This is a genomic window from Flammeovirgaceae bacterium SG7u.111 (genome assembly GCA_034044135.1).
Taxonomy (GTDB): domain Bacteria; phylum Bacteroidota; class Bacteroidia; order Cytophagales; family Flammeovirgaceae.
The window spans coordinates 3379389-3397181 of sequence record CP139021.1; the positions used below are offsets into that span (position 1 = coordinate 3379389).

The window sequence follows — 17793 nt, forward strand, 5'->3', positions numbered from 1 at the left end:
ATATTCCACGCGTTCTCAGGGACCGTCCCATTCGAGCAAACCATCGCTGGTAACTTTGCTTGTCAAATCAATAATACTTGATTGCCTGATTGAGCCAATTGAAATCGGCTTGTTTTTACATTGAATTGCCTATACCTACCAATACTACTGATAGAAGTATCACACCAATACCTGTGGTGATCGTCCATTTTGTCTTTGGAGCTACGCCTTTCCACTCTTTGCGATAAATCCCCCACAAATTTGCCGTAAGGATAATTGTGGACATATGGAGTATCCAAGAGCTTGCTCCATTCCCCATTTTGCTTTCTCCCATACCGTAGAAAAAGAATTGTAAAAACCAGATAGTCCCTGCCAAAGCTGAGAACATGATGTTTTTAGAAATAGGAGTGGAACGATCTGTAAAATCTTTGTACGCCTTGCTTTTCAAACTCAAAACAGTAGTCCAGATGAGGTTGGTGGTTAAGCCTCCCCAAAGTATCACCACAAAGGTTACGTTGTTTTGGTAGAGCGGGTTGAAACCAGCCTCTACAGCAGCATCGGCCAAGGGCTTTCCAGCTTCAATTCCAAAATTGAAAAATGAACTTAGAATCCCCGAAAGTATCGCTACTGCTAGCCCCTTGGTCATGTTGAATTCGGCAACACTTTTTTTCTTGTCCTCATCCGAAAGCTCATTCTCTTTCAGAATACCTGCTCTTCCAGAAATAGCAATTCCGACAAGGCAAACGAACACGCCGAAGAGTACCATTTGCCCTCCCGATGAGGCCAGCATATCTGTAAATGAAACTTTCCCTTCAGTAGGGCTAAGGTTGTAATAAATAGGGGGGACTAAAGCACCAAAAGCCGAACAGAAACCAAGTACTACCGAGTTTCCTAAAGACATGCCCAAGTACCTTACGCCAAGCCCGTATGACAATCCCCCAATTCCCCACAACAATCCCATGAGGAATGTAAAAAACAAGATTTGGCTAGAGCTAGAAACAATGATATCCATAAAGCCCGGCAGGGTAAGCCAAGCTGCAATTGGGGGAACGATCAGCCAAGAAAACAATCCGCCTACCATCCAATAACTCTCCCATGCCCAACCCTTCACTCTATTGTAAGGCATATAAAAACTGCCAGAAGCCATGCCTCCCAACGAATGGAACAAAATCCCTAGTAATGCTTGCATAAATTTATATTTAGAATATTAGTTGATTTGATGTATTTGCTATCTACAGAACCTGCCCCTCCCTTTTCGCATACTAAGAAGAAAAGCTATGCCAAAAAGCTATTTACCATTGCCGTATATACAACATGAGCTTTTGCTCAGGGAATGGTAATTGACAAGGGGTTGAGAGTTTTCAAAAAGAAATTCAGGTTGATTTAAGACATTCTTTAACAGCTCAGAAAGGCGGCTAATGAGGACTAATAACCCAATAAAATGGGAGTGATATCTTTGAGGAATACTGTGTCTTTCGGACTTTGTGCTTTTCATATTTACTGGAGGATCTTTAGGGGAGTTGTTTTATCAAAATATGCAATTCGCATAATTGATTTGATAGTTATGTTGTGTCGTCCATCCTGAATTTTGCAATTTAAGCTGCTTCTGAGGACAATGCTTGTTGTAAGTGAATTACCCCTGTTTTCTGTTATATTTTCAAATCATAAATTACGCACATAGTTACTTCAAATTCAATTGACAATCTGATATTTTTTTTAAACAAAATGGCAGGTTTATAAAACCTATCATTTGTGATGATCGAAAAAAACACCTAAAGCTTATGAGCCAGTTAGCTAAAGGGAGGCTTTTTAGACAAACGGCAGATTCCTTCCCCTCAAAGGCAGCTGCTGTTTTCAATGAATCCGTATCTTTGCGACGCAACAACTTCAGTGAATGATCTATGCGGTTTTTTTCAAAAACTATAGCGACAAGTATTCTATTTCTTCTCATTACTACCCAACTTTTTGCCCACCCTATTTCCATTACGTGGGCGGAGGTGAAAGTAGGAGCGGACAAAATAGAAGTGCGCCTTCGGGTACTTGCCGAAGACCTATTCCTCTTCCACCAACTGGAAGCAGATAACGAAGATTTTATTTCCCTCGCCCAATGCCAAAAGGCTACGGAAGAACACAAGCCTTTCCTTTTAAAGCATTTTTATCTCCACGATGGAAAGGGTAGAAAGCTTCAGGCAAAGATCACCAAGGTAGAGCCATTGGAAGCTCCAGCTAAGGGGATTAATGTTGCAGATTTGATGGAATACTCCCTCTACTACCATATAGAGTTTGCTTGCCCATCCAGGCCAGAGTCTTTGCAATTTACCCAGCATTTTGGGGGAAAAGAATCGGTGATCAATGCGATCATGATGCTGGAGATCTCCCAAGAGGGCTTAGGTGACTTGCCACCCTCAGAGGTGCGAAAAGAAAAGCCGACAATAATTGACCTTGACTGGAACAGAGCGCCCGAAACAGTAGATGGCCGCCGTCAACGCTTCGAGGCGATGAAGGCTAAGAAAGAAAAGGAGAACTTGGGAATTAGCAGTTATAGCTCCATCTACTCATTTATTTACATAGAAGACTTTGAAGTACGTCATGAAGTGCTTGTTCCCATTGCCATGGCCGAAAGTTGGTTTCCAATTGAAAGAAAAAATGCAGAGGAATTGACCGTAGCTGAACAAGAGGTTGCCAGAAAGCAATTTGAAGATTTCTTCTCCAAGCAAAACCCTGTGGAAATTGACGGAAAGCAGGTGAAACCTAAGGTAGAGCGCATCGACTTCTTTGGCTTGGACTTCAAGGACTTTGCCAAGCAAGCCGAACCTAAACCTTTAGATGTTGCTCATGCTCGTGCGGGCATTATCTTGAGCTACCCTGCAAAAGGAGCTCCGCAACAAGTGAAAATGAACTGGGATAGTTTTAACAAAAACATCCGAACGCTCAAGTCGGTGGTGTATGCCTATGAGGACAATTCCCAAGCTAAGTTTACCCGCCTAAGCCCAAGCTTTAAATGGGAAAATACGGGGCAGAGCAGTGTGGAAGAAGTAAAAGCACTTAGGTCGGAAGAGAACGAGGCTTGGTATTCTTTTTTTGTAGATGACGAAGTGGACGAGGAAGAAGCAGATAAGATTTCAGAAGCCCTTTTGGGAAATATTTACAAAGCTTTCAAGTACCAAACGGAAAGCGAGATTTACGATGCCTTGGCACTGAGTGTAGAAGGGGACTTGCTCTCCAAAATCTATCTCGACTTTAAGAAAAACCTAGTGATGCAAGAGCAAGGTGGGGCTATTTCCAAAGTAAAATCGGTGGAGGTAGTCAGTGGAAACAAGCAGGACTTGACAAACGAGGATGAAAACACCTTCGGGTACCTGTGTACGTGGAAGGTAAGTGGGACAGTGGAGCACTGGGGGCATATCCATGAGCGGGAAAACGAGTATATGGCGCTATTTTCTATCAAAGATATAGACGGAGCGTGGAAAGTAGTTGAGCTAAAGCCGCTTAACCAGAAACGCTTGAAGTTTAAGACCAGCGTAAGAGAAATGTTTTAGGCTAGTTGCTGGTTTCTGGTTTCGGGTTGCTAGTTTCTAGTACACCTCTCGCTCAGCTCTGGCCGAGTGAGGAATATTGCCGAGCGTCCTCGCTCGTAAAAAAAGTAAACGATGTCAAACAACAATAATCAATAACTAAATAAAAACAATGAAGCTACAACAGTCACTGATTTTAGCCCTGATAGTTCTTTTTTTTACAGCCTGTTCGCAGGGAAAGAAAGAGGAACAAGCAGAAGTTACCGAAGCGAAAGCTAAAAAGGTAATAGCCGTAACCAATTACCCTATTTATTATTTCACGAGCAGGATAGTAGGAGAGAAGGCAGAGGTAATCTTCCCGATGGCTGATAGCGGAGATCCTGCCTATTGGGACCCGAAACCAGAAGCCATTGCCCACATGCAAGATGCCGACCTGGTCTTGCTCAACGGTGCCGATTATGAAAAATGGCTCAATAAAGTTAGCCTTGGTTCGTCTTCATTGTTCAATACTTCCGAGGGCTTCAAAGAGAACTACATAGAAGTTGAAAACATGGTGACCCATACCCATGGTGACGAGGAAGAACACAGCCATGCAGGCATAGATTTTACCCTTTGGCTGGACTTTTCCCAAGCGGCACAGCAAGCAGAGGCTATCGCTGCTAAACTTGCCGAGCTAATGCCCGAAGACAAAACAACTATAGAAGAAAATGCGCAAACCTTGGTGGCAGAACTAATGGCGCTGGATAAAGAAGTAATAACGATAGTTGCAGGAAAAGAAGAAATGCCTTTGGTCGTTTCCCACCCTGTCTATTCTTATTTTACAAGGAAGTACGGCTTGAATGTAGAAAGCCGCCACTGGGAACCAGGCCAAATGCCCTCTGACCATGCATGGGAACACTTCGACGAGCTCTTGGAAACACACCCCGCCAAATGGATGCTGTGGGAAGGAACGCCAGACCAAGCCATAGTAGATAAGCTAGCAGAAAAAGGAGTAAGCTCGGCCGTATTCGCTCCGTGTGCCGGCAAGCCCGACTCAGGCGACTTCATGAGCGTGATGCAGGAAAATATAGAAAGGTTGAAGAAAGTTTTTGGAGAAGTATAAAAGGTTTTCTGGTTGTGTTTTTTCACCAGCCCTTTTCTGTTGATACAAAGATGAAGTAACGCCATTGCCCTGAGTTAATGGCGTTACTTTTCTTCTCTTATCTCAGGCATGTCTGATGTATTTACCAACAAGGTAATCACGAGCGACAACAAAGCAAGCTATTTTTCTATCCACCTAAGTTTGCCTTATTTGCAAGCGGTTATATGACGTTACAAAACTCAATGGCAATGGCAAAACCACGCCTAGCATTAACCAAATGTTTGTGAAAAACTACCTACACGCTCCAGAAACAAGGAAATTCACCGCCAAAAAGAGATAAAAGAAGAAAAATAAGAGCTTATGCATCTTTGATAAGTCTAACTTCCCCATTGATAAGTCATATCTCCCGGGAAATAAGTCTTCATTCCCCATTGATTTTTCATATTTCCCCATTGATAAATCCTATTTCCCGAGAAATAAGTCCTTGGTAACGGGTAAAAAGTATTGATGCAACGATGATTTTTAGTGATGCAAGCATCAAACAAAACCAGTGAGGTGTCCTGAAATAAGTTGACACCAAAAGAGTCAATAATGGAAAAAGAAGAAAAAGGGCCTGACTTATCAAAGTACAAAAAGATAGGGGTCTGCCGCACTTGATGCAGATTGGGGTGGGGAAAGAAAAAAATACAGTGTCATTCTGGCCCTGAGCCAGAATCTCCTTCCGATGCACCAACAAGCATTGCGGAACTTAACTCTTTTTTGGACCGTGCCATGACACGGCATCTCCCTCCTCCAATACGCTACAAAAAAACAGTGTCATCCTGTGCTACGACACAGGATCTCTCTCCAATACACCAACAGGCATTGCGGAACTAGGCTCTTTTTTCGGAGCTGCGGGTCATTGTTTGGCAGTAGGTCGGAGATCCCAAATCAAGTTTGGGATGACTCGAATGGGGGAGTGTGAAAAACCGGTGTCATACCGTGCCATGACACGGCATCTCCCTCCTCCAATACGCTACAAAAAAACAGTGTCATCCTGTGCTACGATACAGGATCTCCCTCCAATACACCAACAGGCATTGCGGAACTAGGCATTTATTAGGAGCGGCGTGAGTCTTCGGGTACATGGGTTGGAGATTCCCAGACTCGCCGTCGGGCGTCAAGTTCAGGATGACTCGAATGGGATGAACGACTCGGGTTGGGTAGGAGCAGGGAGAGCGATGGAAACGAGTTAAAACAAGCCATCATACAAATCAACCATTTCAGGATTTACACTTCTGATCAATTCATCCTTCCATGCCCTTTTCCAGTTCTTCAACTGCTTTTCCCTTTCAATAGCACCAAGGATGGTGTGGTGGTGCTCGTAATAGATCAAGTGGGTACAGTTGTATTTCTTGCAAAAAGCCGAACCTGTCCCTTCTTTGTGTTGGGTAATCCTAGTAGCCAGGTCTGAGGTGACGCCTATGTACAAAGTAGTGCGGCGTGCATTGCTCATGATATATACAAACCCGTCTTTTCCCATGTGTGGATAACGTGGGTTGGGTCTTCTTCTTGTTTTTTATATAAAAACACAGTCATCCCATTCCCAGTGTCATCCCGGGCACAGACCTGGGATCTTCCTCTGATACACCACAAAAAAAACAGTGTCATGCCATGTCAGGCACGGTATCTCCTTCCGATGCATCAACAGGTATTGCGGAACTAGGTTCTTGTTCCGGAGCAGCGTGAGCCTTCGGTGCGTAGGTTAGAGATCCCGTGTCAGGCACGGGATGACTCGAATGGGAGAATGATGGAAAAACCGAGTCATCCCAAACTTGATTTGGGATCTCCCACCGATACACCAACAGGCATTGCGGAACAGTAGGTCGGAGATCCCAGATCTCCGCTTTGCTACGTCTGGAATGATACGGATATATTTTTGTTTGATAATCCTTCTTTCTCCAACAAACCTTACTTGTCCTCCCCTTTCTTTTTCTTAAAAATCACTTGATAAAGCATTTGTACTATTGTAACATAAAATAGTAGGATATATAAATGGTCTTAGTTTCTGTAAAAAACAGGGTAATCTATTGCAAAAGAATAGGTTATCTTCTTGTTTGTAAATAGTTGGTTTCTTTTTTAAAAAATGTACATGGTAGTTATTGGCGTAGAAGAAGGTATAAGACTATACGTTATTTAGGCGAAGTTTTTTTATAATCTAAACCATGAAACAACATGTCATCAAAAAACACTATTGCAAGTAAGTTGGAGAATATTTGGGGTTTTATAGACCAAACCCTTACTACTCCAAAGGAATTGGAAACGGCTATTGCAGCTGGTTTTACCAAAAAGGAATTTGAAACCCGCCTCAAGCAGTTCAATGCGATTATAGCTAAAAGGCAAGAGCATAACGTGGCTATAGGCAGGAGGAAAAATGCGACTAAAGCACTCAACGAAAGTATTGAAGAGCTACAAAAGCATTATGCCAAGTTGGTCGACCTTGCCAGAAATATGTACGAAGATGATGAACCAGAAAAACATGCCTTGTTGGGCTTGGAAGGTAGGCGTGAAAAAGCATATAGCGAGATGAAATTCCAAGTCTTCCAATTCTATACGTTAGTATTGAACAATAAGCCTGTGCTGGATGATTTTGCGAATAAAAGAATTACCAAAGCATTTATAGAGAAGGGTATTACGCTTTATAAAGAAATATTGGAGCTAAAGCGTTTTCAAGAAAGTGCGGAGATGTTGCGTAGCGAAGAATATGACGAGTACGATGAAGACTTTACTGACTTGGATAAATGGTATCGCAAAACGAATAAGATGATCAAAAGCTGGAAGAAGTTGGGGATAGAGCTAGAGGAAAAAGCTGCCAAGTAATGTTTTGTTTATGAAGTTGTTTGTTGATTAAGCCCAGCGTTTGCCGGGCTTTTTTTGTTAGGTTGTTTTAAGGTTAGAGGAGAGAGAAAGTAAGAAAAAGCGAGTCATGCCACGCTTGACGCGGTATCTCCTTCCTAATATACAGTAGGCATTGTGAGACTGTGCTCTTATTAGGAGCAGCTTGGCTCTGCTGGTGTCTCGGAGGGAGATCCCGTATCAAGTACGGGATGACTCATGGGGAGGATGGGAATCCCTACTCACTCTTCAAACTCTTCACAGGGTTGGCGAGGGCGGCTTTTATCGATTGCCAGCTAATGGTCAGTAAAGCAATGGACAAAGTACCGATTCCGGCTAGGGCAAAGAGCTCTACTCGCAAACCTACTTGGTAGGCGAAGCCTTCTAGCCAGCGGGTCATCACATACCACGACAGGGGAATGGCAATGAGCAAGGCTATGAAGAATAATTTTAGGAAGCCTATGGAAAGTAGGGCTACGATATTTCCCACCGAAGCACCCAATACTTTTCTGATACCTATTTCTTTGGTGCGTTGGCTGGTGGTGTAGGCGGTAAGCCCAAAAAGACCCAAGCAGGCTATGAGAATAGCGATGCAGGCGAATACTCCGAATATCTGCCCGAACCTGTTGTCGGCTTGGTATTGCTTATTGAAGGAATCATCTAAAAAGCTGTATAAGAAAGGGCGATGGGGAACGAGTTCGTCCCACGTTTTTTCAAGCTCGGCAATGGTTTTGGGGATGTCTTTGGAATTGATCTTTATCGAAAACTTCCGCAAGCTCCTTGGGTCGTAACGGAGGGAGAGGGGTTCTACGCTTTTGTGCAAGGACTTGTAGTTGAAGTCTTTTACCACGCCTATAACCGTTCCCGATTTGCCCCATTGGTCAAATTCCTTTCCTACAATATCTTCTGGATTGCTGTATCCCCACATTTTTGCCGCTGCTTCATTTATCATGAGAGCTTGGGCAGAGTCCATAGGGAAATCCCTTGAAAATGAGCGCCCAGCAGCTAGTTCTATCTTATAGTTAGAGATAAAGTCTTGGTCAATTTCATAGATAGTAGGGGAGTACATGGTTTTCGTTCCATCTGGTGCTTCTATATAGGTGCCTGCATTTGGAAGAAAACCGCCCGGAACAGCCCTAGAGGAAGCAATGGATACCACATCTGGATTGCTCAGGTAGGTTTGTTTGATAGCATCCATCTGCCTTTTCACTTCGCTGTCCCAAGCAAAATCTACAATGACCATTTGTTCTTGGTCAAAGCCCAAATCATGGTTTCGTAAGTATTGAAGTTGGGAAAACACGACTGCCGTGCCGACCATGAGCGCTATGGAAAGGCTAAATTGGAATACCACCAAGCCTTTTCTGAGGGCAATGCCTCCACCGCTCGATTTGAATGCACCTTTTAGCACTTTTGTAGGTTGGAAGCGGGAAAGCAAAAGGGCAGGGTAGCTCCCGGCTAATAAACCGATTAATAAAATCACCCCTGTGGCTATTGGCAAGTTTTCCCACACTAGTAGGCTTTTGTAAGAAATAGGTTTTCCTGAGATGTCTTGCAGCACAGGAGAGAGCAATACGACGAGTACCATCGCCAATGCGGCAGCGAACAGGGAAAGCAAGATGAATTCGGAAAGAAATTGCCCAATCAGCGTATAGCGTCGTGCGCCAACTACCTTTCGGATGCCTACTTCTTTGGCTCGCTCAAGTGAGCGGGACGTAGAAAGGTTGATAAAGTTGATACATGCTATGAGCAAGATGAAAAGTGCTACCGAAGAGAAGATGGTGAGGTTGGCGATACTTCCTGTTTCACCCGGTTGGCGAGCTGCTTCTGAATGCAAGTAGGCATCTGCCATAGGCTCGAAGGTGATCTCGTAATCAGAATCTTCCCAGTCGCCCGTATAGCGATCTACAAACTCAGAAGTCTTGCTTTTGAGGTTGGCGATACTGGCATTTTCTTGAAGGATGAAATAGGTGTAAAAATCTACATAGCCCCAGCTATCGAAAATCCCAGGGCGGAAATCGCGGAAGGTGCTCATGGACACCAATCCGTCAAATGTAAAATGGGAATTGGCTGGTACGTTTTCCATTACCCCCGTCACTTTTATGGCTGTTTCCCCTTCTCGCAAGGTTTTCCCAATAGGATCTTCCTCGCCAAAGAATTTTTTTGCTACTTTTTCGGTAAGTACAATGGAGTAAGGCTCGTCTAGTGCCGTTGCAGGATCTCCTGCTATCATCTTCCAACTAAACATCTCGAAAGCGTTGGAATCTGCAAAAACGATGTTGTCTTCTTGGAAGCGTTTGTCTTCGTATTCGAAGAGCCAGTTAGAAGGGCTGGTAAATCGGAAATAACTCTCTACTTCGGGAAAGTCTTTGATAAGCGCAGGACCAACCGGGGCAGATCCCCATACTTGGTAGTCTTCGGGGTTGGTAGGTTTGCCCTTTTCTCCTTGGGACTTGTAGGCATGTAGCACTCTGTAAATACTATGCAAGTTGGTGTGGTACTGATCGTACGACAACTCATGTTTTACATAAAGAAGGATCAAGATACAGCAGGCCATGCCCACGCCTAGTCCCGTAATATTGATGAATGAATACAGTTTCTTTTTGAAAATATGTCTCCAGGCAATTTTGAAGTGGTTTTTGAACATGGCTTGGTGTATGAAGAGGTTAGGAATTGAAATTGGTTTGATGAAGTCTGGCCTGAAATGTCGGAGGACGAGCCAAAAGAAAGTCCAGTTGGCTTTTTTGGGTGCAGATGCTAGTTGGTTTTCAAATAGTTCTGTCAAGTCGCCTTCTATTTCCTCTATATAGTCTTCCCGACAATACCAGCGCAAGAAGTCTAGGGCAAATTTTGGAGGTGCAATTTTTTTCATCCGAATGAGATTTTAGGTATCTGGTTATAAATTCGGGTTCGCAGAGCGTATTGCTGATCTAACTTGCGTTTTCCCAAGGCTGTGATGATATAAAACTTTTTGCGCCTCCCACCTCTGTCACTGGTGATCCCGCCAAACCTAGATTTTACAAAGCCTTTGTCGTCCATGCGCTTTAAGGCTACATGAATTGCACTGATATTTAGCTTTTTACCTAGTTGATCCTCCAAACTTTCTAAGATGGACACCCCATAAGCTTCGTCGTGCTGAGCAGCCACAGTGAGCAGGACCAGTTCCTCAAATTCTCCTAGTGATGGTTCTTTCATTCTTGTATTAGATTTACTTAACAAAAGTAAAGGTAATGGATTACTTCTACTTTTGTTAAGTAAATAGGTGAAGTAATCGCTTTTTTCTGTTGAAAGGTTTCATTTTCGGATCAGAGGTAGGAGAGAAGCAAAAAAAAGGCCACAAGCATACACTTGTGGCAATTGGGCTGGTTAAACTTATCTTGAATTTTCTTCTATTCGAACTCGCCTATTAGTACGCCTGAAATGTTCCATGCGCTAAAACTTCCGCCTTCTCGCTCGCCAAGGGGAATGGCAATTTGCATGCTGTGCTTCCCTTCTTTCAGTTCGGTTAACGGAATGGTCACTGGGTTGGTGGCAGTGCCGGGACACCAGCCTGAGCGGCTAAGGTCGGAGGAGGAAATGCCGTTCCAAAAGTTTCCTGAAGCAGGGTTGAATTCTCGGTAAGTGGCACAATCCGACCTCCAAGGTATATAGGTATAAACTTTATCGCCATCTAGAAAAATCTCGTTGAGCTTTTGGTTGAACTCGTCACCGCCACCCCAGCCTCCATGGCCCGTAGAGATATATTCCATGCGTACATTTTTAAGCCCTGCTGGCACGTCGAAAGAAACTTTCAATGAATCTCCGTTGAACATCGTCCCATATTCTTGCCCAGCCATTTCCATGAGGTTCAAGGTGTTGAACAAAGGCTTGATCCATTGCTTTTTTACTTCTTCCTTTTGGACTCTATTGCTTCCAGGATGGTATTGGAGCTTGAGGGAAAGGTTGTGGCCTCCACCGTCATAATTTCCAATAAATGCTCCTATCCAAACTTCTCCTTGTAGCTTAGGAAGCAAATAAGTGACGTCTTGTTTGTACACCGTAGAATCTTTCCAGGTCAATCCAGCTACCGTCCTTTTTTCATTGAAGGCTTGTGTACCAAAGGCAGTGAAGAACCTGACCATTTCAAGGGCTGGCTCATAGTTTTCGGTGGCGACTACTCCTTGGAATTCTTTACCATTCATATCTATATATTTGGGAAGTACCTCTTTGCCATTTCTCAAACCGTCTAAAAAGCTACTTTCTTTTTCTGTTGGGATCAAAAATACGCTTCCGGTTCGGTCATAAGCATCGCCACTCGAATATTGAATTATTTCTGCAAAAACTGTATAATCCTCCGCAACTTCAGGCAGTTTTACTTTTTTGGCAATCACCGTTCCTCCTGCAAAGTGGTAGGTTATATCGGTAGTTTCTTTTTCCGGATTGACACTTTTATTTCCCCAATTGATCTGCTCATGATCAAAAACGGGAACGGTTGTTACATAATTATCGGTAATCCTTGCCTTGTAAATCGTCGCATCCACCAACTCACCCAAGTCATCGGGCAGGAGCTTTTCCATTTTTTTTTGTTTGATATATTCAACTTTCTCGGCCACTATTTCATAATTCCCATTTCTCACTGATTTCAACACAACACCTTCGGGCAAACCAGCATTGGGGTAAGGGCTTCCTTGTAAGCCTGTTTCCCCAGTAAACCACAAGTCGATGCGGTTAGAGAAAAGGACGATAGTCGCTTTTTGGCAAGTATAGCCAAGTATTTCCTGCCTTTCATCCGTAATTTCCAACTCTGGGAGCTCACTAAATGCTTTTGAGGTATGGAACCGACTGCCTGTGTTCAATATAGCTAATTGCATTAATTTGCTCGTGTTATAATCAATAAAAGCAGCTTCGTCAGGCACGGTTGGAATAAGTTCAGCACCCTTAGTTTCAGTTCGTTTGATGGTGGCAACGCCTTCATGGTAAATCACCTCTGTTTTACCAGCTCGGGCGCTTTCTTGCCCATTGACAATCGTCTTATAAATGATTTTTCCTGATTTCTCTTGGGCGTAAGCCTTACTGAAAATTGATTGGGAAATGAATGTGAGTAAAAAGTAAGAAATGATGGAATACACTTTCATGTTTTTAATGAAATTTTGTTTGCGGGATAGAAGATTTTTATCCAACCTTAAGTAGGTTGAATGGCCTAAGTTAAAATACAAAAACAGACTACGCCAACTATTTTATAAATTAGTCTGCTAAAATAGAAAATAAGGCTGTTTTCCTATGTGTGCGGGAACACTATTATGAGTTCAGTAAAGCTTTTTAAGAAAAATATAATAATTGGATTAATAAAGGGAGCTTCCTTTTGATGTAGAATGCTAACTTTTATTTTTCAGTCCATGACATAGCAAATAGACGTTTCGACTATTTGCTATGTCATGGACTGCTGATTTCAATCATTAGTACAAATGAGGTCTGTCATATTTTTCAACCTGCTAAATGTTGTTTATTTGTATTGTACGCATGAAACTAATGCACCTCATCCAATAATAACCAACAACAAACAACCATTTCAGTCCATCTAATCCTTTCGAATAGCTGGGGAAACCCTAATAGCGCTATTTGTACACTAGCAGGGGTATAATTCAAATTACACTTATTTAAAAGGCGGAATTGCTCTCCAGCCTATTCTTCACAAAATACAGTAGTAATTATTTATGTTAAGTCTGTCCGGTAAACTAAAATCACTGTTAGAAATGGGAGGTTTTAGTTTTTCTTCTATCGAAGATGGTTCATTTAGTGCACACATTGACAATGCAAAATCAGATACCTATTACTTGGTCTGTTTCAATGGATATTGTCATTTTAGTCTCAGGATAGGGGAGCAGTCCCTGCTTCTTATAGATAACTTCAAGGTTATCAGTGACAAAGAATTATTGATGTTGCTTTCTGGTAACATCAAGTTTAGGCAAGATTTTGCCCAAACAGCTTCCCTATTTGAAGGTTTTTCAGAAGATTTTCTGAGAGAGCACATGAGCGAAAATACTAATGCTCTTTTTTAAGCTAGCTATGGAAAAAGAGCTACTTTTACTCTAAAGTAAAATTGACATGACAGTTGTTACAGATGAATTACTGCAAAGCTTGAGAGAAATCGGTTTTGCCGTGGACCAAATAGGGTACACTTCTTTTGTTGCCCATATCTCCAAAGATTGGGGGACGTTTTATGCACTTAATTGTGTGAGTGGAGTTTGTGATTTGATTTATTATAGTGGTTCTCGGAAAGAAGTTCTTGTAAAAGGTTTACATGTTTCTAATGCCCAAGAAACCCTACTGTTGCTGCTGTCTTCCCAGAAGTTTGCCGCTGATTTCCCAGAAGCAAGGGAAGACTTAAAAGAGGTGCTGGCTGGTTTGCTGCAAAGTAATTGAACTCCTATAGAAAAATAAAAAAAACGGGTGGAGGCATCATATTGCTGCCACCCGTTTTCTACAGTAATTCAGCTTATTTTCCTGATAAATATATTTTTGAGGATTGCGATAGTCCTGAGCTTGTAATAACCATCAGCAAATACATTCCTTGTTTAGTGCCTTCTAAAGAAAAATCCCAAACACTGCTGCCTTTTGGAACTGATCGTTGTCCACTGGCTACCTTTTTCCCGCTTAGGTCTGTCACTATGTATTGGAAAGCGGTTGGGATATTTGTTGAAATTTCCACATCAAAACTGTTCGTTTCGGTGATGGGAAATACATGGAGGCTTGTACTTTTTCCAAAATTAATTAAAACTACTTTGCTATAGGTTGTTGTGCCATCGTAATCAACTTGCTTAAGACGGTAGTAATTCTGATGCGTAGTAGGGTGCTCATCGTAAGCCTTGTATTTCTGCACGGTTAGACTGTTTCCATCATGGCTATTGATTGTTTCAAGTGTATTGAAATTGATGCCGTCCAGTGATTTTTCTACTACAAAAAAATCATTATTGAACTCTTGTGCAGTAGCCCAGTAAATATTAATCGCTTCCCCTTCTATCACCGCTCCAAAATTCAGTAATTCAACTGGGAGTAAAATGGTAGATTGTTCTGGGCCGGTTGAAGCAAAGTCGGAAGGGTCGTTGATATTGGCATATTCTATGGAAATCCAATCAGCATCCCTAATCGAATTTTGTAAATGCAGCTCGTCTATTCCTCCCCTAAAAGGGTTAATGCCATTGGATAAAGCTCCTATAGCGAGTGGGTAATCAGTCTCGTAATTATAATAATCAACAGGCGTAGCATTGTCAGCAGTGGTTTTGGTATTTATCAGGTTTCCGTTCAAATAAAATTTTTGTTCTTTATTTGAGTCGTCGAAGGTGCCTACAAAGTGGTACCATTCAGTGTTGCTGGTGAGCGTATTGTTTGCAGACGGATTTAGCACATAATTACCATTTGTCCTGCCTGTCTGAAACCCTCCCATTGTCACATTATCCCTCAGTTCTAGTGTATAAGATGAATGGGGGGCGGCCTCTCTCCCTTTTGAGAACATCTTGGCATAGGCACCACCTTGTGTGTCATCTCTTCTAAACCAACAGGAAATGGTAAAAGTAGCAGGTTCGAGTGAAGCATTGTCGGGAATAGTAACATAATTGTTATTTCCATCAAAATCGAGGCCTTTCCCAACTTTTGAATCTATTACATTGCCGGCACCCATACCTCCATTTGCCGTTCCATTTAATCCATTTCCTGATGAATCTAAAATCTCAAAAGTGCCTCCATTGTTATCAGGAATTTGGGATAAATGCCATACGCCATTATAATTACCATCCCAAGTATCATCGGCATTGGAGGAAGAGGTGGTTTGCAAACTGTTTCCATAGTACATGTAAATCACTGTGTTAACAGTAGAAGATAAGATGGGGATTCGTACCCATGCCGTTACATCAGCTCCACCTGCTGAGCTCTCGTACCATTCAAGGTCATGATCTAGTTGTGTTCCGTAATCGGATTCAAGGGCAAATACGATATCATAACCTTCTACCTGGGTGACACGCCCTCCATCACCGGTATACCTTAAGTCAAGATCGTTAGTGTATTGGATTAGAAGGGGGAAGTTAGTTTGGTCAGAGGGAATATCTGTAGCATCAATAGTGATCACTTTGTAGTATTGATAGTCTTCGTAGAGTTGACAATATGCACTTAATTTGAAAATCAATAACAAGGTTAGTAGGTATAGGTTTTTCATAGCTAATGTTGGATTCGTAATACAATACTTGAGTAGTCATAATAAAAACTGTATAAATGCTCTTAATATTTCTAAATGAACCCTTATTTCTATGACAGAACCAACAGAATCATACTTTTTTATTTAAAGAGAGTCAAAATCATGTTTTTTTTTGCAGCGGTTTGATTAAATTCAAATTATATAAACTTAATAAGCGATGTTAAATTTTTAAATCACAAGGGCAAATAAACATGTATTTGCCCTTGTGATTTAATATTCTTGATTCTACCAATCATCCGTTCTAAAAGGAACAGCGGGGAGTTCTTCCTGATTGTAAAGGTTGCAATCAGGATTGTTGCCCCATGCATATCGCACGACCACCGGCGATTGGATGTCGGGGTGGCTAACCGCAACTTCGTTTTTGCCAACCACTACAGCTTTTGCCCACTTAAACTTCTTGTCTTCTCCAGCAATTGCAAAACCTTTGAGCTCTTGCCCTTTTACCAACAGCCTGCTCTTAGGGTTGTCAAACTTTATGGAGATTTTACCACCTTTTATCTCCATTTTCTCATACATAGGCCCTGCGTGGACAAGCTTTTTGTCGTAAGCTATTTTCAATCCTGCCAGTGCTAAGCGCTTGCCCACATCTTGTTTGTTGCGTGGGTGGATATCATGCGTTTCCCCAATGTCTATTGTGACTGCCATCCTGGTATTGGGAAGGGAAAGTGTCTTGGTTTGCGCTTCCCTAAGTTCAGCCCAGCCGCTTTGAGCAGGAGGTTCTTCGTCTTTAGGTTGAAAGTTGGCAAGTTGCACAAATAAAAAAGGCATATCGGGCTGTTGCCATTTCTCTCTCCAACTAGTAATCAGCGTTGGAAATAGCGTTTGGTATTGCTTGGCTTTGTCTGCATTAGATTCGCCTTGGTACCAAATAAACCCTTTTGAGGGGTAGCTTATGATAGGATCTACCATGGCGTTGTACAGTAGTGAAGGGATGAGGGAGGGACTTGTCTCAAAGTTGACAGTGCCTTCGCCCAATTGCACTTCCCAAGGTTTTCCTGCAAGCATCGTGTTCTTGCCGTTCATTTCTATGAAAATATCCTTGGCTGCACTTAGGAACCCTCCGTTTACAGCATTTGTCTCAGTTACTTTTACCAGCAACTCGTTTTTACCTTCTTTCAGAGCCGACGCTGCTATTTTATAAGCTCTTACAGTCTCTGGATCATCTTTTGTATTGCCCACTTTCTTTCCGTTTATCCAAACTTCATCTGAATGCCCTATTTTGCCCAAACTCAGCACAGCATCAGAAGGCTCAACCCCTTCTTGGGTTTCAAAAGTGGTCTTATACCATACTTCACCATCCCATCCATATAACCCGCTCCATTCCCAGTGGCTTGGCATGTTCATTTTTTGTGGTTTGGCGGGCTGGGTATCGCTGTTGTGCACGCCAAACTTTTCTATGTATTTCGCTTTTATATATTCCGCCTTTTCTGCTACCGAACTTTTTTGCAACACAGCCACTTCCTCTTGGTAAAAAGGGACGCTCATCATGGCTTGGCTATCTATCCAAGATTCTACTTTCGTTCCACCCCAGCTGGTATGCAAAATCCCTATGGGTACTTGCAGCTCTTCGTAAATACTTTTGGCAAAGAAATACCCAACAGCAGTGAAGTGTCCAACTGTTTCGGGGCTTGTTACTTTCCATTCGCTTTTTTTGATATCTTTTTCAGGGCTAAAAGCCACATCTCGCTCTACTTTAAAATGGCGAATAAGCGAGATATTGGAGGCTTGAATCTCTTCTTCTGCATTTTTTACATTATTCACTACCCACTCCATATTCGATTGCCCCGATGCGATCCATACATCTCCAATCATCACATTTTCAAAAGAAATTCTTTCTTTTCCCGAGCTTATTTCTACGTTGAAAGGGCCTCCTGCTTTTTGCTTGGGAAGTGCAACCAACCATTTTCCTTCTTCGGAAACCTTAGTTTGTGTTTTTACATCACCCAGCAGAACTTGTACCGAAGCTCCAGCTTTTCCCCAACCCCAAATATTGATTTCATGCCCTCTTTGAAGCACCATGTTGTCGGTAAAGATGTTTGCCGTTTTGAGTTGGGCAAAAGAAGCAGCGTATATAAAAAATGTAAATAACGTTACAAAAATTCTTTTCATTAGTTGATTTG

Annotated in this window: 12 protein-coding genes; 5 read left to right on the plus strand and 7 right to left on the minus strand. The window is 42.3% G+C overall.

What is annotated here, in order from left to right; translation table 11 throughout:
• Window positions 1–115: 115 nt before the first annotated feature.
• Window positions 116–1168 carry an L-rhamnose/proton symporter RhaT gene (gene rhaT, locus R9C00_13120; GenBank protein ID WPO38397.1) on the minus strand — a complete coding sequence of 351 codons (1053 nt, stop codon included), beginning with the start codon at window positions 1166–1168 and terminating at the stop codon, window positions 116–118.
• A gap of 712 nt (window positions 1169–1880) precedes the next feature.
• Here rhaT and R9C00_13125 point away from each other — a divergent pair.
• Together R9C00_13125 and R9C00_13130 are read left to right on the plus strand one after the other, a co-directional pair.
• Complete coding sequence (locus R9C00_13125; GenBank protein ID WPO38398.1) at window positions 1881–3518, plus strand: hypothetical protein; 1638 nt, start codon at window positions 1881–1883, stop codon at window positions 3516–3518.
• A 148-nt stretch (window positions 3519–3666) separates the two neighbouring features.
• Complete coding sequence (locus R9C00_13130; GenBank protein ID WPO38399.1) at window positions 3667–4596, plus strand: metal ABC transporter substrate-binding protein; 930 nt, start codon at window positions 3667–3669, stop codon at window positions 4594–4596.
• 1210 nt (window positions 4597–5806) lie between these two features.
• On the opposite strand, the gene R9C00_13135 is transcribed toward R9C00_13130, so the two are convergent.
• Window positions 5807–6097 (minus strand): GIY-YIG nuclease family protein, encoded by a 291-nt coding sequence (locus R9C00_13135; GenBank protein ID WPO38400.1) that lies wholly within the window; start codon window positions 6095–6097, stop codon window positions 5807–5809.
• Between the two features lie 692 nt (window positions 6098–6789).
• Here R9C00_13135 and R9C00_13140 point away from each other — a divergent pair.
• Window positions 6790–7434, plus strand: a complete 645-nt coding sequence (locus R9C00_13140) for a hypothetical protein (protein ID WPO38401.1) — start codon at window positions 6790–6792, stop codon at window positions 7432–7434.
• A gap of 253 nt (window positions 7435–7687) precedes the next feature.
• Here the strand turns inward: R9C00_13140 and R9C00_13145 are convergent, their stop codons facing one another.
• The 3 genes from R9C00_13145 to R9C00_13155 form a co-directional block, all read right to left on the minus strand.
• On the minus strand, window positions 7688–10318 hold the full coding sequence (locus tag R9C00_13145) for an ABC transporter permease (GenBank protein ID WPO38402.1): 2631 nt from the start codon (window positions 10316–10318) through the stop codon (window positions 7688–7690).
• Entirely contained in the window at window positions 10315–10641 is a 327-nt protein-coding gene (locus R9C00_13150; GenBank protein ID WPO38403.1) for a helix-turn-helix transcriptional regulator, read from the minus strand. Before R9C00_13150 ends, R9C00_13145 begins: the two co-directional genes overlap by 4 nt.
• A gap of 194 nt (window positions 10642–10835) precedes the next feature.
• Entirely contained in the window at window positions 10836–12560 is a 1725-nt protein-coding gene (locus R9C00_13155; GenBank protein ID WPO38404.1) for a PNGase F N-terminal domain-containing protein, read from the minus strand.
• 618 nt (window positions 12561–13178) lie between these two features.
• On the opposite strand from R9C00_13155, the gene R9C00_13160 reads away from it, so the two are divergent.
• Both R9C00_13160 and R9C00_13165 read left to right on the plus strand, forming a co-directional pair.
• Window positions 13179–13484, plus strand: a complete 306-nt coding sequence (locus R9C00_13160) for a hypothetical protein (protein WPO38405.1) — start codon at window positions 13179–13181, stop codon at window positions 13482–13484.
• A 46-nt stretch (window positions 13485–13530) separates the two neighbouring features.
• Window positions 13531–13848 carry a hypothetical protein gene (locus R9C00_13165; protein ID WPO38406.1) on the plus strand — a complete coding sequence of 106 codons (318 nt, stop codon included), beginning with the start codon at window positions 13531–13533 and terminating at the stop codon, window positions 13846–13848.
• Between the two features lie 73 nt (window positions 13849–13921).
• Here the strand turns inward: R9C00_13165 and R9C00_13170 are convergent, their stop codons facing one another.
• The gene (locus R9C00_13170) at window positions 13922–15634 is read right to left on the minus strand and encodes a DUF2341 domain-containing protein (protein WPO38407.1); all 1713 of its coding nucleotides are present in this window, start codon (window positions 15632–15634) and stop codon (window positions 13922–13924) included.
• Window positions 15635–15898: 264 nt separating this feature from the next.
• Window positions 15899–17782, minus strand: coding sequence for a sialate O-acetylesterase (locus R9C00_13175; protein WPO38408.1), 1884 nt, complete (start codon window positions 17780–17782; stop codon window positions 15899–15901).
• Window positions 17783–17793: the final 11 nt, after the last annotated feature.

Bases quoted from the DNA above. Each gene is read 5' to 3' on its own strand.
- rhaT (WPO38397.1), bottom strand. From the start codon at position 1,168: ATGCAAGCATTACTAGGGATTTTGTTCCATTCGTTGGGAGGCATGGCT.
- R9C00_13125 (WPO38398.1), top strand. From the start codon at position 1,881: ATGCGGTTTTTTTCAAAAACTATAGCGACAAGTATTCTATTTCTTCTC.
- R9C00_13130 (WPO38399.1), top strand. From the start codon at position 3,667: ATGAAGCTACAACAGTCACTGATTTTAGCCCTGATAGTTCTTTTTTTT.
- R9C00_13135 (WPO38400.1), bottom strand. From the start codon at position 6,097: ATGGGAAAAGACGGGTTTGTATATATCATGAGCAATGCACGCCGCACT.
- R9C00_13140 (WPO38401.1), top strand. From the start codon at position 6,790: ATGTCATCAAAAAACACTATTGCAAGTAAGTTGGAGAATATTTGGGGT.
- R9C00_13145 (WPO38402.1), bottom strand. From the start codon at position 10,318: ATGAAAAAAATTGCACCTCCAAAATTTGCCCTAGACTTCTTGCGCTGG.
- R9C00_13150 (WPO38403.1), bottom strand. From the start codon at position 10,641: ATGAAAGAACCATCACTAGGAGAATTTGAGGAACTGGTCCTGCTCACT.
- R9C00_13155 (WPO38404.1), bottom strand. From the start codon at position 12,560: ATGAAAGTGTATTCCATCATTTCTTACTTTTTACTCACATTCATTTCC.
- R9C00_13160 (WPO38405.1), top strand. From the start codon at position 13,179: ATGGGAGGTTTTAGTTTTTCTTCTATCGAAGATGGTTCATTTAGTGCA.
- R9C00_13165 (WPO38406.1), top strand. From the start codon at position 13,531: ATGACAGTTGTTACAGATGAATTACTGCAAAGCTTGAGAGAAATCGGT.
- R9C00_13170 (WPO38407.1), bottom strand. From the start codon at position 15,634: ATGAAAAACCTATACCTACTAACCTTGTTATTGATTTTCAAATTAAGT.
- R9C00_13175 (WPO38408.1), bottom strand. From the start codon at position 17,782: ATGAAAAGAATTTTTGTAACGTTATTTACATTTTTTATATACGCTGCT.